Genomic DNA, 16,569 nt, shown 5'->3' with positions numbered 1-16,569 from the left:
GTAGTAAGTAACTATCTTCTCTGTTATCACCAAACAAACACAGCTTTTTCTGTTTTTCTTTCATCGAACATACGGAATGCATCTGCTGCTTCTTCAAGTTTGAACGTATGTGTAACTAGTTTTTCAACAGGTAGATTTTTTCTCACAATAAATTCTGTAATTTCATCAAATTCTTGAATCGGGAAATACCAGGAGCCCATAACAGTAATTTGTTTACGAATTAATTGCTGACTTGGTTTAATGGTTGTTTCTTTGCTTTCACCGATGAACGCAACTCTTCCATGAGCTTTCACACAATCTAGCGCATCATTTTCAGCATAAGGACTTCCAGAGCAATCGATTGCTGCATCAGCACCTGCTCCATTTGTAATGCGATTAATCTCTTCTTGTACGTTAAATTCTTTTCCATTAATTGTGTAATCAGCAGCTAGATCTTTTGCTAATTCTAGGCGTTCATCAAGCATATCAACGGCAATAACAGTTGCGCCTAAGCCTTTTGCAATCATAACGCCAGCCCCACCCATAGGACCCATTCCAAAAATAACGAGCGTATCTTTTCCAGATATGTTCATTCTTCTTTGAGCATGGTAGAGAGTACCAACTGCATCCGTCGATACAGCAGCTGTAACAAAACTCATACTATCAGGTAATCTCATGCAATTTTCAGCTGGAACTACCATATAATCTGCGTCACCACCATGAGAGTCAAAGCCAATACATTTAAATTCCTTACAGAACATTTTGTAGCCACTCTTACAATGTGCACATTCACCACAGCCTAGTGCTAAATAAACAGCTACGCGATCTCCATCTTGGAATTTTGTCACTCCTGGACCTACACCTGTAATCACACCTGCCGGCTCGTGACCTGGAACCGTACAACCTGTTTTTGTCCCTTCAAATACAGACGTACCATGGTATAAGCTCATATCACTACGGCATATAGCGGATGCTTTTAACTGAATTAACACTTCTCCCTGACCAGGAGTTGGAATGTCTACCTCACGAATTTCTACTTTTTTATCTCCTGGGAAAAAAACAGCCTTCATTGACATTGTTGTTTCGCCTCCATTGTTGAATTGTTTGCTTTTATTAAGCCCACCACATTTCAGTTAGCTCTTCTTTAAACATGGCTCCTTTTAATAGAGAGATTGCTTTTTTTAGTCCTTCATCAGTCGAAGCCAGCATATCTTCATGTTCAATTGAGATCACATAATCATAACCAACTGCTCGCAATGAACTAATCATGTCTTTCCATAATTTCTCTTCATGTCCATATCCAACTGATCGAAATGTCCATGATCGGTCTAAAATCTCACTGTAGTGCTTCGTATCTAAAACACCGTTTACTTTTATGTTTTCTTTATCCAAATAGGTGTCCTTTGCATGGAAATGGAAGATCGCATTTTCACGTCCAAGCTTTTTAATCGCTGCAATTGGATCGATTCCTTGCCAAACTAAATGACTTGGATCAAAATTTGCTCCGATGTTATCTCCTGCATGTTCTCGTAACTTTAGCAATGTTTCAGGGTTATAAACGACAAATCCAGGATGCATTTCAAACGCAACTTGAATACCACGTGATCTGGCAAACTTCGCTTCTTCCTTCCAGTAAGGAATCACTACTTCATTCCACTGCCAATTTAAAACTTCTGTAAATTCTGGCGGCCACGAGCATGTTACCCAGTTTGGATTTTTTGCTTCATTATGATCTCCAGGACATCCGGAGAATCCATTTACAACAGGTATTTCTAATTTTTCAGCTAGAAGAACTGTTTTTCTCCACACCTCATGAGAATCATCTGCTAACTTTTTATTAGGGTGCAAAGGATTCCCATGGAAACTAAGCCCACTAATGGATAATCCTCTGCTTTCAATCGCTCTCATGAACGCCTTTGCTTTTTCAGGTGATTGAAGTAATTCATCTGGATCACAGTGATGGTTACCAGGATAATTTCCTGTCCCAAGTTCAACCGTTTCTAATCCCATTTCCTTCACTTTATCTAGCATCGTTTCAAATGGGAGGTTTTGATAAAGTGGTGTAAAAACACCTAGTTTCATGAATAGACCTCCTTTTCTTGCTTGACCTTCACCCATTTCTGCTGTTGGTGACTTTCTAAGATAGCATCAGTAATACACATTGATAAGTGACCATCTTCAAACGTGGCAAAGTTAGGTTTATCTGTTTTAAGACTTTTTTCTTCTCTAACAAACGTATAGAAATTTAGCATCATATTTTTTAATGCATCTGGCCAGCCTTCATTATGTCCACCCGGATGATGAATGGCCGATTTTGCTTCTGCCGAGAATAAGCTCGGATCTGCTAATAGAATTTCGTTTGGTTTATCGCGGTGGCCAATCCACAATTTCTCCGGTTCCTCTTGATTCCAAAATACTGAACTCTTACTAGCATCTATTTCAAAACTCAGTCTATTTTTTCTTCCTGCACTTACTTGTGAAACGGTGAAAACACCTCTTGAGCCATCCTCAAAACGAACCAGTACTGATGCATAATCCTCTGTATTGATGGCAACATCCTCATACTCCTGCTCCTCATGATTGACCGCGCTGAACGTATTACTGCCAGATATTGCTTTCTTTCTTACAGGGATAACCGTGGCAAGATCAGCGAAAACTTCTACGATTTTTTTCCCTGTTACATATTGAACCGTATCACACCAATGTGAGCCAATATCTGCAATAGCACGGGATTTCCCCCCTACCTCTGGGGCTAATCTCCAGTTAAAATCCGTTTCATATAACAACCAATCTTGTAGATAGCTCCCATGCACCAAGTTGACTTTTCCTAGATCTCCTCTTGAAATCATCGCATGTAAATTTTGGACACTTGCATGCTGTCTATAATTGAAATTCACACCATGAACAACATCTTTTGTTTTAGCTAGAGTCAACAATTCTGCTGACTCTTCACTGTTCATTGCTAACGGCTTTTCAGATATCACATGTTTACCGGCTAAAATGATGTCCTTATTTATCGCAAAGTGAACATGATTTGGCGTACAGTTATGCACAACCTCGATCTCATCATTTTTAAGCATTTCGCGGTAATCTCCATAAGCAAGTGGAATACCAAGTTCAGCAGCTTTTGTTTCCGCTTGCTCCTGGCTTGTTTCTGCTAAAGCAACCACTTCTACAAATCCAAGTCTTCTAATTGCTTCGATATGAGTTGGCCCAATAAAACCTGTACCAATAATCCCGACCTTTATTTTATCCATGTTTCATCCTCCTGCTCTGTCATTTCTTCTTGATGATTCCTTTTCTCTATTTATCTCTTAATTGCTTTTTTACCGAAAGCTACAGCTAAAATGATGATGATTCCTTTTATAATCATTTGCTGACTAACATCCAGCCCCATAATGATAAGTCCATTATTAATTGTCCCAATCATTAAAGATCCTACGAGTGTTCCAATAATTGTCCCGACTCCACCAAAAAGACTTGTTCCACCTAAAATGACAGCAGCAATAACAGAAAGCTCATCTCCTTCACCGAATGAAAATCTTCCTGCGTTCATACGGCCTGCATAAAGTAATCCCGCTAAACCAGCCATTGCACCTGTTCCTAAGAAAACGAGCAACTTAATTTTCATCGTCTTTACACCTGAGAAACGTGCAGCGCTTTCATTACCACCAGTTGCTAATACTTGTCTTCCAAAAGACGTCTTACGTAGTAAAACATGAGCAATGATTGTAAAGACAACCGTCCATAAAAGTAATACCGGAATTGGCCCAATATCACCAGAACCAAAGATAAAGTTGAAATTTGAGTTAACAATTGGAACTGGAGCTGTATCTGTTACCCACATCGCAACACCTTTTATCGCTCCCATTGTCCCTAGTGTTACTAGGAAGGATGGAATTGCTACTTTTGTAACGAGTAAACCGTTAATTAGGCCAACAACAATACCTGTACCAACACCACCGATTAATCCGCCAATGATACCGTAGCCTGCCTGTAGTGCTAATGCTCCAACTAATGAAGATAAAGCGGCTATCGAACCAACAGAAAGATCAATTTCACCTGTACTGATAACAAATGTCATTGCAAGTGCCATTAAAGAAATGGTTGCTGTTTGTCTCACAATGTTTAATAGATTGCTTGAAGATAAAAACCCTTCATCATATAAATTGATAGAAAAGTAGATTAACACTCCTACGAAGGCAAAATAGACGATATAGTTACGCCATTCAAATTTCTTAAACATAGGTAATGCTGGTTTTTCCACTTTAGAAACCTTGGATTGCATATTGTAGATCCTCCTCTGATTTAATCTCAGTTCGTTGTAGTTCCTTTTTTATCTTGCCTTGATGCATCACAAGAACACGATCACTCATAGCAAGAAGTTCAGGGATTTCTGATGAAATGACAAGTATGGCCTTGCCGCTAATAGCTAATTCTCTAATAATGTCGATAATTTCTGTTTTTGCTCCAATGTCTACACCAATTGTTGGTTCATCAAGCAATAAAACGGTTGGGTTATTTGCTAACCATTTTGCAAGAACAATTTTTTGCTGATTTCCACCTGACAATAGGCCTGATTTTTTAAAGATATCATCAGTTTTAACATTTAACTTTTTGACAAGTTGATTGCTTATTTCATTTGCTTTTTTGTTATCAATAAACAATCCTTTATTCACTTTAGATAAGATTGGTAGAATCATATTGTCTTTCACACTATGTTCTAGAACCAATCCTTGCACACGTCGATCCTCGGGAATTAATGCAATCCCTGAGTCTATTGCATCCTTAGCCGAATTAATTGAACGTTTTTGACCATCAACGTAAATTTCACCACTTTCTATTGAGTCAATTCCAAATAAGCAACGAACTAATTCCGTTCGGCCACTCCCCATCAATCCAGCAATTCCTACTATTTCTCCAGGTTGTATTTTAAGATTAATATTTTGAACCTTATCTCCAGCGCTTACATTTTTTACCTCAAAAATCGGCGGTGCTTCTTTCGAGTATTCCCTCTCTTGATATTCAAAGGCTTGGTCAAATTCTTGTCCTACAATATGCTGAATAACTGTATCAAGATCAGTTTCACTACAATCCTCGGTTGTAATATATTGACCATCACGCAAGATCGTGATGCGATCACAAATTTCGAAAATCTCATCCATTCTGTGAGATATATAAATAATCGCATAACCCTTTGCTTTTAATTGATTGATAAACTTGAATAATACTTCCGTTTCCGTTTGAGTTAACGAAGAGGTTGGCTCATCCATTATCAATATTTTCGCTTCCTGAGATAGTGCTTTTGCAATCTCAGTCATTTGCCAATAGCCAACTCCTAGATTTTGAACAACATCAGATGGGCTGATATCAACCCCAAGTTCCTTTAATAGAACCTCTGTTTTCTTTTCACATTCTTTATCATTTAAAAGCCCAAGTGATGTCTTATCTTCTCTCGTTAAAAAGATATTTTGGGCAACTGTAAGGGTTGGTACTAAGCTAAACTCTTGGAAGATCATTGAGATCTTATTTGCCTTTGCGTCATCAAAGCTTTTAATGCTTACAGGTTTTCCTTCAATTAAAATGTCTCCACTGTCTGCAGTATAAACGCCTGTAAGAATTTTCATTAATGTAGATTTTCCTGCACCATTTCCACCCATTAAGGCATGTACTTCTCCTTTTTTCACTGAAAAGTTAACCTGGTCTAGAACCGTAATACCATTAAACGCTTTATTTATATTCTTCATTTCAAGAATAGGTTGATCCATTGTTTGTTCACCTTCCTTTGGTTATAGAGGCTTTAAGAAATTGATAGCCTCTATACACTTGTTACTAGTCTCTTATTTCAATGCATCTTTAACAGTTGAAGGAGCTTCAACCCCATAAATTAATTTCCAAGAATCAAGAACATTTTCTTTTGTTACTTCAATGGCAGGAGAAGCAACATAAGGAGGAGCTTCTTTACCTAATATCGCATATCCTGAAAGAATGCCCTGTGCTACACCTTGATCATAAGGTAATTGAGCACCTAGTCCTTGAACGATTCCATCAGATGCGATTGAAATCGCTACATTTGTACCTAAATCAACTGTTGTCACAACTAAGTCATCTCTTCCGGCTGTACGAGCTGCTGCCATTACACCTTCTGCGGGTACATCCCAAGGAGCGAAAATACCATCAATGTCTGGGTTTCTTGTCAGCATTGCTGAAGCAACTTCTTCTCCTTTATTCGGGTCTGTAATTCCACCTTGTGCTACGATTTCAATGTCAGGATATTTCTCTTTGATTGTTGCTTCAAAAGCATCTGAGCGGTTTTTGGTTACGAAGAAGTTAACATCGTGATAAACGATACCTACTTTCCCTTTGCCACCAATTTTTTCTGCCATAATGTCCGCTGCTAGAGCACCGTTTCCATAGTTGTCACCGGAAACAATACTGATATAATCCTTACCTGCTTCAAGACCTTCTGCTGCTCCATCCATGAATACTAGCTTAACGCCTTGTTCTACTGCTTTTTTATAAGCTGGTGCAGTTGATACTGCGTCAACCGGAACCGAAATCATAATATCTGGTTTTTTTGCTAAAACCGTTTCAATGTCGTTTACCTGTTTCTCAGCCTTAAATTGTGCATCTGTAACAGCTACAACTTCAATTCCCATTTTTTCAAATGTATCTTGCATCGCTCCAACTGCCGCATTCATATAATCTGTACCTGAATAGTGCATAACAATGGCTGCTTTATAATTTCCATCCTTAATTTTTTGAAGCTCTTCTTCAGTTAACTGTAAAGACTTTGCAGAAACTGCTTGTTCTCCATTTGGTCCTTTATCTAGAACTTCTATATCTGGAATCTCAGGGTTTATTGTTAGTGGCCCTGATTCAGAGAGGTAATTTTCATTTTTTTCTGTGCTTCCTTCTGTTGTCTGTGCTTCTTCCTTATTTCCACATCCGATTATTACGCTAAAAACGAGTAGCATTAATACGGAAATTAATAGATTCTTTTTCATTTCATAACCCCCATGTTTTTCATGTAGTTTAATCTTTTGTATGGTTTAACTAACGTTTACAACCACCTCCTTTAAAGTTCAATTGGCAGGAATTTGTAATCGTTTACAAATCAACTGCAATACAAAGCTATAAATTATCGCTTTCTTAACTTTTAGAGAAAATGAATGAAAATCTAATTTCTTTATTTTGTAATCCATTACATTTTCTTTATTAAAATAAACTTTTCACCCCTGTTTACTAGGTTTAAAAGTTATGAGTGAACTGATAGTTGTAACCGATTACATTAATCTTGTAATGATTTATTGATTTTTGAGCACGATTCTCTTATGACAAGACTGTCATCTAAAATATATTGATTTTTCTCGATTCTCTTTTTATCCATTAGCATAATTAATAGTTCCATCGCTTTAGACCCTATTTCAAAAGCTGGTTGTGAGATTGTGGTCAAAGCAGGCTCGAAAATAGAAGAAAAATGAATATCATCGAATCCAATAACCGAGATGTCTTCAGGTACTCTAAGGTTCATTGTTCTTATGGCTCTAATGGCACCCAAAGCCATTTCATCATTCGCTGCAAATACTCCGGTTGGGATTCTATTGAGCGCTAAAAACTTCTTCATTAAATTAAATCCGCTTTCATAATTAAATTGGCCTTCTTGTACTAGTACTGGATCTATTGATAAGCTATACCTTGCCATCGCCTGGTAAAAACCCTTTAATCGATCCTGTCCTAATACACTATCAAGTGGCCCAGAAATAGTTCCTATTCTTCGGTGTCCTAACTGAATTAAATATTCTGTTGCTTTTCTAGCACTGCTAACATTGTCGATTGAAATGGTTGGAATAGAAGAGCCTTCAATATATTCACAGGCAAGTACTACAGGAAATTCATTTGCCATTTCTTCGACAAGCTCTGCTTTCATCTTTGCTGTTAATAAGATCATTCCGTCTGCTTTTTTTTGACGGAGCATATCTAAATACCGACTTTCCTGTTCACTATCATTCCCAGCATCACCAAGTAAAACTTGATATCCATTAGCTGATGCAAGATTTTCTATTCCTCGTAGAACCTTCGAAAAGAAAGGATTAGATATATCCGGAATCACAACAATCACTGTTTTAGTTTCTGAAGTCCTTAGCTGACGTGCTAAAACATTTGGATGATAGTTTAATTCTTTAATGGCTCTTAATACTTTGTTAATTGTTTCCTCTCTTACAGTATCAGGCTTACTTATGACTCTAGAGACTGTAGCAGTGGAAACATTTGCCTTCTTTGCAACATCTACGATTCTAACCATCTAAGACTCTCTTTTCTATGAACTTATTAATGTAAAATTGTAATCGCAATCATTTTCGTTTAGATAAAATGTATTGCTTGTTTATTTCTTAGTTTTATCTTACCGGTTATTGAAAATCGAAAAAACATGGTTAATTTAATTTTTCACCATGCATTTTTAGTGTAGATGTAGAGATGAGTGATTACGCTTTCTCTGTTGGAAATTATAGGTTTTCAACAACAAAAAAACCTCAGAAATCTGAGGATCGAGGAAAATTTTAAATTATCTCAACAAATTATTTACAGCTTCATCAGCCTTCATTAATGCTTCTTCAACTGACATTTTCCCTAGCTGGGCATCGTGTAAATAACCGGTTACAACACTTTCCCATTGTTCTTCCTGTGGGAAAAATGGACGAGCTTTTGCTGTCTTCATTGCTTCATTTACTGCTTCGTATCGGCGAAATTTGTTAACATCAGTTCCCTCAACTTTCAACTGCTTAAGAGTTGGGACTAAATAGGAAGAGAGTCGGACTGGATCTCCCCCGCCCATCTGAGCTTGTCTAACATCATTTTGTTTACTTTCTAACCAAACCATAAATTTAAACGCTTCTTCAGGATACTTTGACGTTCTAGGAATAACAATTGACCAGCCAGCAAGGTGTGGGACAGATGATTTCATTGCAGGTGTTTGGACAAATTCCCATTGACCAACAGTATTAGAATATGCCCGATCGTCTACCTTATCAGCGGCCCAAGACCAGTGTATAGCCATTGCAACATTTCCTTCTGCAGCATCAGCTGATACTTCTGAAAAGGTATAATCATTTATACCTGGAGGAGAGAATTGGAGTAGGTCAATCCACGTCTTTGTCGCCTCTATGACTTCTGGAGTTGATAATGATGATGTCATCTTATTCCAATCAATAACATCTCCGCCGTTAGAGTAGACAAATGTTAACCATGTATGCACATTGCCGAATCCTTCACTAGCTTGTCCAGCCCAGCCATAAATTTTTTTCCCGTTCACCATTTTCCCATTAAAAAATTTAGCCATATCACGAAATTGCTGCATTTTTTTGGGCGGAGATAAGTCATACCCGTATATGGCTTTAAACTCTGATTTCAGTTTTTCATGCTCAAATAAATCAGATCGGTACCAAAGGATATGAGGGTGTATCGTCTGTGGCAATCCATATATATTGCCGCCCTCACCATATCCACCGTTTTCTCCATTCCATTGTGTAAGAGCTAGTGCTCTAGGCAAAAAACCTTCCATATCTACTATGTTTTTTTCTATATAGGTTTCTAAGGGTAGTAAGCTATTTGTAGAGACAAGTTCAGGCACCCAGTTGTAATCAACATTAAAAAGGTCATAATTAGCATTACCAGCGATCGAAAGAGCTAATTTTTGAAAAATCATGTCACGTCCTACTAACTCAATATTGACAGATACTCCTGTTTCGTTCTCATATTCTTCCGCTAACTTTTGGGTTACCTCTCCCCATGTCGTATTAAGAAAAACACCATTTAAGGATATCTGTTCTTTCACTTCGACTTCTTTATTTTCTTCTTTAGCCTCTTCTCGCTTTCTTAATTGTTGACTGCAAGCCGTTAAAATAATAGAACTCACAATAATAAAAATCAAGAGAGTATAGTGCTTAGTCAATTATCTCCCCCCCTTTTAGCTCATTATTCTTCCTCATGAACCGGATGCCGCAAGATCACTCTAAAGCCTTCATGATGATCTTCATCAACTATTATTCCATACTCAGTTCCAAAATGAAGTTGAAGTCGTTTATGAACATTTTTCAACCCAATTCCATGATGCACATGATTTGAATTTCTTTCTTTATCCACTAGGTTACTATTCAGCCCTGGACCATTATCTTCAATAATAAAGATAATATCCTGTTCAATGCGTTTAACGGTTAACAGAATTTTCCCCTTACCTTCTGGCAAGTTACTAATTCCATGCTTGATGCAATTTTCTACGATTGGTTGAAGGATTAGCTTGATGACCTCTAATTTCAAAATCGTTGGATCTACCTGAACAAATACTTTAAATAAACGATTACTTCTGAGCTTTTCTATGTCTAAATAATTCTTAGCATGCTCAATTTCTCTTTCAACCGTTGTCCACTCGTTATTATTATTTAAACTGAATCGAAGTAAGTTGGCTAATTTCGTTACCATTAAAGCGATATTTTTTTCATCTACCTTTTCTGCTCTCCACTTAATCGCATCTAATGTATTATAAAAAAAATGTGGATTTATTTGATGATTTAATGTCTGAAGCTCAAATTTTCGCTTGTCTGATTCCATCTTTTTTGTTTGTTCAATAAGTTCAGACATTCCTGTAATCATTTGGTTAAACCCACCAACTAGTTGCCCAATCTCATCTTTTTTAGACCTGTCCATATGGAAATGCTTTAATACTCCACTTCGAACTTTTTCCATATGTGTGACGAGTGCTTTAATTGGTATCGTAAAATTACGAACAATAATAGCAAGATAGATCGTAACAACCACTATACTGATTATGACAATCCACATAGTAAAATTTTTTATTTGTTCAATATTGCCTGTCACTTCTTTGTTTGGCAGAGCAGTAATTAAATTCCATCCCTGATCATTTAATTGAGTTTCAGCTGTATTCCAATCCCCTTCTGGTATAAATTTTTCATTATAAAGCAAAGAGTTTTCACTTGAAATAATGTTCTTATCTTGATCAACAATCATTGTTTTGTAGTTTTTAAAAGAAGAAGGGAAGGATAATTCCTCTCGTACAAGTGAATCAGGAATCTTAAGAACAATAACACCTAGTGGTTCGTAATAATAGGATGAACGAACCGCTCTTATATAAGTTAAAACTGGCTTCTTTGAAGTTTCATCCCAATAATGGTACCAAACCCCTTTTTCTTTCAAATTAAAGGCTTTTAACATCAATTCAGTGCTTGGCTTAAAATCACTCCCATTAATTAGCTCCAAATAATTCGGGTAATATTTCATTTGTTTTGGAAAGACATATACTCCGTACGTCCCTTTTAATTGGGCAATAAGTTGACTGATCCGATTGATAAAAGCCTTTTCTTCTTCATAAGATGTTGGCGGATGACTTTGCAAGAGCTTTTGTAACTGTATAGATGTCACCATTTTTTCTGATTCATTTTCTGCATCTTTTAATAAACGATTAACCTGCTTTTTATTCAATTCTAAATTGTCTTGAAGAAGCTGAGAGGTAACCTTTTCTAACTGAGACTTAGATCGATCATATGATAAATAACCTAATAATGCTAATGGAATAATAATGGATAAGGTAATAAAGACAAACATTTTGTTAAATAAATTATCTTCTATTCTTACCTTTCTAACTTTCATTTTCCGTACCTATACTCTTTGGGTGTTTGACTTGTTCTTTTTTTAAAAATAGTACCGAAATGCTGTAAATTTTGATAACCTACAGCTTCCGCTATCTCATACACTTTCATGCTTGTTTCTCTTAGAAGTGTTTTCGCTTTTTTAATCCGCGTCTCTGTTAAAAAATCCATATATGTTTGTCCAGTTTCTTTTTTAAACAACTGACTTAGCCAGACTGGATGTAAGGATAGCTCGTCTGCGATCATTTGTAAGCTCAAATCCTCCATGTAACTAGAATGAATTATTTGAATGGCTCTTTCAATGATTGAATTGGTAGCATGTGTTGAAACCTCATGACTAACACTCGTTAAATACTCAGATAAGACCTTTTCATATTCTTCTAATGTAGTGCATTCATCCACCTTTTCCCATACACTCATTGGGATTTCTTTAAGTTCCTTTGAGGTTTGTTCACTTATACTTGCAAGGATTTGTGACAAGTAGTTTAATGTTTTTCGCGTGATATCGTCTCTTGATTCAAGTCCATCGAGTAATATGACCTGTTGAAAAAAAACTTTTACCACCTGACGAATGCTTTCTTCATCCTTATTTATAACTAAAGATGCTAAATGGTTAGCAGTGGTAAGGTCTGTAGACATTAGATGATCAGATTTTACATATTCCTCGCGATTTGTTAGAGAGCTTATTTGAAATTCTTTTAGTGTAGAGCTGTAAGCTGCATGCATTTCCTCAAATGATGATACCTTTGTGCTAATGCCTATTGCTAACTCGATTTTTTGATATTCCTTTAACTTTTTTTGAATGGATCTAGCCATTTCCTCGGTATCGTCAATAGTGGTTAATAATACACATCGATTTTTAGGATCTTTAAAAAGGAGTGAGTGCATTTGATCTCGGATAACATCCTGCATAATATTTCCTATAACAAAAGTCTTTAATTGATTTTCTTCTGTAAAAGGTTTTCCGTCAGGATAGCCCTTTACATCAAAAATAAGGAGTGAAAAGGATTTATTCGCTAACCAATCAATATCCCATAAACACAGTCTATGATAGAGATGTTCTTCAAGAGGTGTTCTTTTTAAACAAAACTCGATTAAATAGTTGTCCCTCATGGAACGTATTCCAATCTCTGCAAATGATTTCTGCTGCTCAGTATACTGAAGTTGTTCTTTTTCCTCTTTTATCATTGAAAGAGTCCTGTTTACCTTTTCTATAAACTCCTCTGTGCTATATGGTTTCAATAAATAATCAACCGCACCAAAGCGTATACTTCTCCTTGCATAATCAAAATCATCGAAACCGCTTACAACTATAACCTTTGGTTGGTAGTCACTATTTACAACTTCTTCAACTAAATCAAGACCAGATATACCAGGAAGCATAATATCAGTAATAATTAATTCAGGATAGTGTTTAAAGATTACCTCTCTTGCATCTTCCGCATTATTTGAGGTAAGCAATTCTACTTCAACATTATATAGAGAATCAATAGCCATTTTCATACCTATTAAGGAATCTGGCTCATCTTCAATTAATAATAACCTCAATCTTTTACCCTCCATTCAGTGGGAAATTATAATTATATTAACCAGAACAAGTTTTAGTGGTCAATTAAAATATAAATATGTTCTAGAATTGATGAATTTATGGGGAAATTTGGATGAAACAATTCATTGATTTAGATAAGAGTAACACAGGGGGGTAGTCCTTATAAAGAAGAACCAAGGCTTATTCAAAAAGCCTTGGTTTCCTACAGAATACTAGATGGTCAGGAACAGATGTAAGTATAATACCTGAGATCCACTTAAAAAACTGGCGTCACTTCAACATAAGCTCCCAATAGATTAAGTGAAACGGTTCACAATATAATTGATCAGAATAGAGCCTTGTTTATACATTACGGACTTATCTAATTTTGCAATGTCCTTTGTATAACCCCCTGCATGAAGGATAACCTATCTTTGTGGAGGTGCTAGACAATGGGTCAAAAATTTGAAATAAATCTTATAAAATTCCTTTATTTTTTTGGTATTAGCTCTTTTATATATTTAATAAAAAAACCACTTGCAAAGGACTGGCTCCTTACTTTCTTTATAAAAAGTTACTATGCATCATTGGTCGATAATCTGGTTGTAAATAAAGGCTATGTTCAATATCCGACCCGATTTCCAAAACAAGTTAAAACAAGTGTGTTGTTCGATTACTTACTTTTCCCAATTACTTGTGTCTTTTATAATCAACATACTAAAGATTCTCGCCTTATTAAGTGCCTTATAAAAGTTCTGTTTTTCAGTGTACCAATGACTATTGCCGAGCTATGGCTAGAAAAAAATACACAACTTGTTAAATATAAAAATGGATGGAACTGGAAAACCACTTTTTATTCTCTCTCATTTTCCTTTTTAATGGTTAGATTTACAATGTCTGTTATAAGAAGAATTTTCAATAATAAGTACGAGTTATCATAGATGGGCATTTGATGTTAATGTATAGTATTTATTAACTTTTTGGTGTAGGAAAGATTGCAATTGCTTAAATTTGGCGAAGATTTCATTGCTACTATTTTATTTCCCACTGATTACTCATCATTTTTCACTACACATATATTGTCTACTACTCGCGAAATAAGGTATAGCATTGAATAACATTCCTAATCTTTAATTTTCATAGGGGTTCTCTACTTAGGAAAAAAACAAAGAAGCTCCACCCTTTAAACCAAGGAACTGAAGCTCACATCTGATGATCCGAGAGGGATTCGAACCCCCGACCCCTACCCTGTCAATTCAAAGACCCTTTTTTCCTCTAATGCTTTTTCATTCTTAAAAGTGCTTTAGAATTGGGATTGTGACAACACAGGGAAAATATCTTATCCTCTAGTTCTTTTGAAAAATTTCTAATCAGTGACCAACTCTGTGACCAATTCCTTAATAAAAGAATTAGCCACAAGATGGTTTTAATCTGATTACCCCAATTGAGAAATTTATATAATGTCTTTAAGATTACTTTCATTTTGTTTTACAATGCTTGCAGTAATCCCATTTAGCAATGTTTCAAGCCACTCTTCATCTTCAATTTGACTGTTAAAAACATGATGTACAATCCAGCCATGAGGTTCAACCGATTCCGTTTTCTTATCAATTCCCTCTATTTTCTTTGTGTCCCCATGCACCTCAATTGCGTGTTTCTCACCCCCGTACCAAACAGCAATATCAATAAATACAACGCCATCATCATCAGTCTTTACGCAAACTTCTAATGCCATCTCAAAACCAGTAATAAGCTTTGATAATCGTTTCTTTAATTCTCCGAAGAAATACATTGCGTGTACTGTTGGCTTTGGTGGATATACCCATTCACTATTAATTCGATTAGGGAAATAAGGATGCATCCCTTCTTTAAACTTCTCTGGTTCAAAATTTTCCCATGTTTTATAGTTATCGTAAATAGCTTTTTCAAAATCCCTATTAATCATTTCATCACCTCTTTACTATTTTTTTCCAATTAATATTGAATTAATACAACCTTATATTCAACAGGAAAGTTGCACCTAAAGTTTTTCAAAAAAAAGCACCAATTTGATTAAATAATAGCTAATGGCGATATTGGAAATTATTTTAGATTGCAGTAAAATTATAATGACAGGGAAAACTTAACAAAAAGGTAGTGTGATGCAGGTTCTTTGGGGTGGGGAGAACCATGGAGAAGAGAAAAAGATTGGAGAAAAAGTTTTATCACGGATGAAGCACCAGGAATTATTAATTGCTTCAAAATGTTCTTTTGGTCTTAGTTGCATTTGCAACATTAGTGGTGTCTTTGATAATCGTTAAAATTTGTCGAAAGAAAAATTGGTCCGAAACGGTACCAATAATATGGACGACCTTTGTTTTCGCGATTTTCAGTATTTTTACAGATGAAGCAGAATCAGCTTTAAAGTCCATAATTAATTTTCAAATCATTACTCAGTTTTTGGTGAATATACAGGACGGATTAACCATCCTGTATATTAAAGTAGAAAGTTATCTACAGTTTATTAAAATTTTCATTAAAATTCACAACGAATTTTTTAAGGCTATATTTTTAAATTAGGAAACCATTATAAGGAACGCTATTATCAAGTGCCCAAATTAACCTGTTCAGGAGATAATAGCTGGTAATTATACAGCCGAAAGGCTGTTTTTTGTTATTAAAGAAGTATTTCGGTAAATAGATGTCTCTTCATTCTTATGTTTCTAATCTGGACTTTTGCAACCTACTTCATCAAATTCCGCGTCAACTCTAATACCAACAAATTATGGTATTCTTTACTACCTTTGGATTAAAAATTCACCATTATATTTATGACTTAAGTTTGGAAGTATAATAAAGTGTTAAAACGAAAATTGATAAAAAAGTATAAGATTTATAAGTTTTTTTAATATAAACATCGGTATTTTCATTTAATTGAAATTAAATGAAAATAAAACATTATTTGTTTCCATTTGTTATTGCCCCTAATATTAACATCTTTTTGACATTCCAAGGGATTTTCCGCGTCACCTAATATTGGTTTTCAATAAACCAAACATGTCCATCTTCGCTTATCATTATGTCATTTTCCTCTTTATTTATTTTAGAAGCAAAAGAATTAAGGTAATTTAAACAGTAATCTAGAAGTTCTTGATGTTCCGCGCTTAGCCTTTCCTACTCATCAGTTAAACGATTGATTTGTTCACATTTGAAATCTAATTCTGCTCTCATTTCTCTTAATTTATCAGAGTCTGATTTCTTTAAACATCCCATATAAACTCCGTATTTCACAGTTAATTCGTCATTTTTTTGGTAGTCCTTAGCCGATAGTTCCGCGTATGGTCTTTGGGTGAAAATATCAATAATATTTGTGTTTTTCATTTTTTGCTCCCCCCATTTATTTTCGTATTGTCAAAACTT

General features: G+C 35.6%; 13 protein-coding genes. 1 reads left to right on the top strand and 12 read right to left on the bottom strand.

Annotated features, from left to right (window positions below; translation table 11 throughout):
- Positions 1-26: 26 nt before the first annotated feature.
- The 10 genes from COD11_RS05650 to COD11_RS05605 all read right to left on the bottom strand — a co-directional run bounded on the left by COD11_RS05650 (position 27) and on the right by COD11_RS05605 (position 13,190).
- Complete coding sequence (locus COD11_RS05650) at positions 27-1,055, bottom strand: zinc-dependent alcohol dehydrogenase family protein (RefSeq protein ID WP_098795787.1); 1,029 nt, start codon at positions 1,053-1,055, stop codon at positions 27-29.
- 37 nt (positions 1,056-1,092) lie between these two features.
- Positions 1,093-2,061, bottom strand: coding sequence for a sugar phosphate isomerase/epimerase family protein (locus tag COD11_RS05645; protein WP_098795786.1), 969 nt, complete (start codon positions 2,059-2,061; stop codon positions 1,093-1,095).
- On the bottom strand, positions 2,058-3,236 hold the full coding sequence (locus COD11_RS05640) for a Gfo/Idh/MocA family protein (RefSeq protein ID WP_098795785.1): 1,179 nt from the start codon (positions 3,234-3,236) through the stop codon (positions 2,058-2,060). Before COD11_RS05640 ends, COD11_RS05645 begins: the two co-directional genes overlap by 4 nt.
- A gap of 50 nt (positions 3,237-3,286) precedes the next feature.
- On the bottom strand, positions 3,287-4,267 hold the full coding sequence (locus tag COD11_RS05635) for an ABC transporter permease (protein WP_098795784.1): 981 nt from the start codon (positions 4,265-4,267) through the stop codon (positions 3,287-3,289).
- Positions 4,248-5,747 (bottom strand): sugar ABC transporter ATP-binding protein, encoded by a 1,500-nt coding sequence (locus COD11_RS05630; protein WP_098795783.1) that lies wholly within the window; start codon positions 5,745-5,747, stop codon positions 4,248-4,250. Before COD11_RS05630 ends, COD11_RS05635 begins: the two co-directional genes overlap by 20 nt.
- A 72-nt stretch (positions 5,748-5,819) precedes the next feature.
- Positions 5,820-6,986 carry a substrate-binding domain-containing protein gene (locus COD11_RS05625; protein WP_098795782.1) on the bottom strand — a complete coding sequence of 389 codons (1,167 nt, stop codon included), beginning with the start codon at positions 6,984-6,986 and terminating at the stop codon, positions 5,820-5,822.
- Positions 6,987-7,270: 284 nt separating this feature from the next.
- On the bottom strand, positions 7,271-8,284 hold the full coding sequence (locus COD11_RS05620; RefSeq protein WP_098795781.1) for a LacI family DNA-binding transcriptional regulator: 1,014 nt from the start codon (positions 8,282-8,284) through the stop codon (positions 7,271-7,273).
- 261 nt (positions 8,285-8,545) lie between these two features.
- The gene (locus tag COD11_RS05615; RefSeq protein ID WP_098795780.1) at positions 8,546-9,931 is read right to left on the bottom strand and encodes an ABC transporter substrate-binding protein; all 1,386 of its coding nucleotides are present in this window, start codon (positions 9,929-9,931) and stop codon (positions 8,546-8,548) included.
- Positions 9,932-9,954: 23 nt separating this feature from the next.
- Positions 9,955-11,643 carry a cache domain-containing sensor histidine kinase gene (locus COD11_RS05610; protein ID WP_098795779.1) on the bottom strand — a complete coding sequence of 563 codons (1,689 nt, stop codon included), beginning with the start codon at positions 11,641-11,643 and terminating at the stop codon, positions 9,955-9,957.
- Positions 11,640-13,190, bottom strand: coding sequence for a response regulator (locus COD11_RS05605; protein ID WP_176550991.1), 1,551 nt, complete (start codon positions 13,188-13,190; stop codon positions 11,640-11,642). The genes COD11_RS05610 and COD11_RS05605 overlap by 4 nt, the downstream gene beginning before the upstream one ends.
- 432 nt (positions 13,191-13,622) lie before the next feature.
- On the opposite strand from COD11_RS05605, the gene COD11_RS05600 reads away from it, so the two are divergent.
- Entirely contained in the window at positions 13,623-14,111 is a 489-nt protein-coding gene (locus tag COD11_RS05600) for a CBO0543 family protein (protein ID WP_176550990.1), read from the top strand.
- A 512-nt stretch (positions 14,112-14,623) separates the two neighbouring features.
- On the opposite strand, the gene COD11_RS05595 is transcribed toward COD11_RS05600, so the two are convergent.
- The gene (locus tag COD11_RS05595) at positions 14,624-15,115 is read right to left on the bottom strand and encodes a hypothetical protein (RefSeq protein ID WP_098795777.1); all 492 of its coding nucleotides are present in this window, start codon (positions 15,113-15,115) and stop codon (positions 14,624-14,626) included.
- A gap of 1,208 nt (positions 15,116-16,323) precedes the next feature.
- A complete protein-coding gene (locus COD11_RS05585; RefSeq protein ID WP_098795775.1) occupies positions 16,324-16,530 on the bottom strand; it encodes a hypothetical protein in 207 nt (68 codons plus the stop codon).
- Between the last annotated feature and the right edge of the window lie 39 nt (positions 16,531-16,569).

The organism is Bacillus sp. AFS040349, assembly GCF_002577655.1.
Lineage (GTDB): Bacteria > Bacillota > Bacilli > Bacillales > Bacillaceae > Metabacillus.
This window is presented reverse-complemented; position numbering and strand designations above follow the sequence as displayed.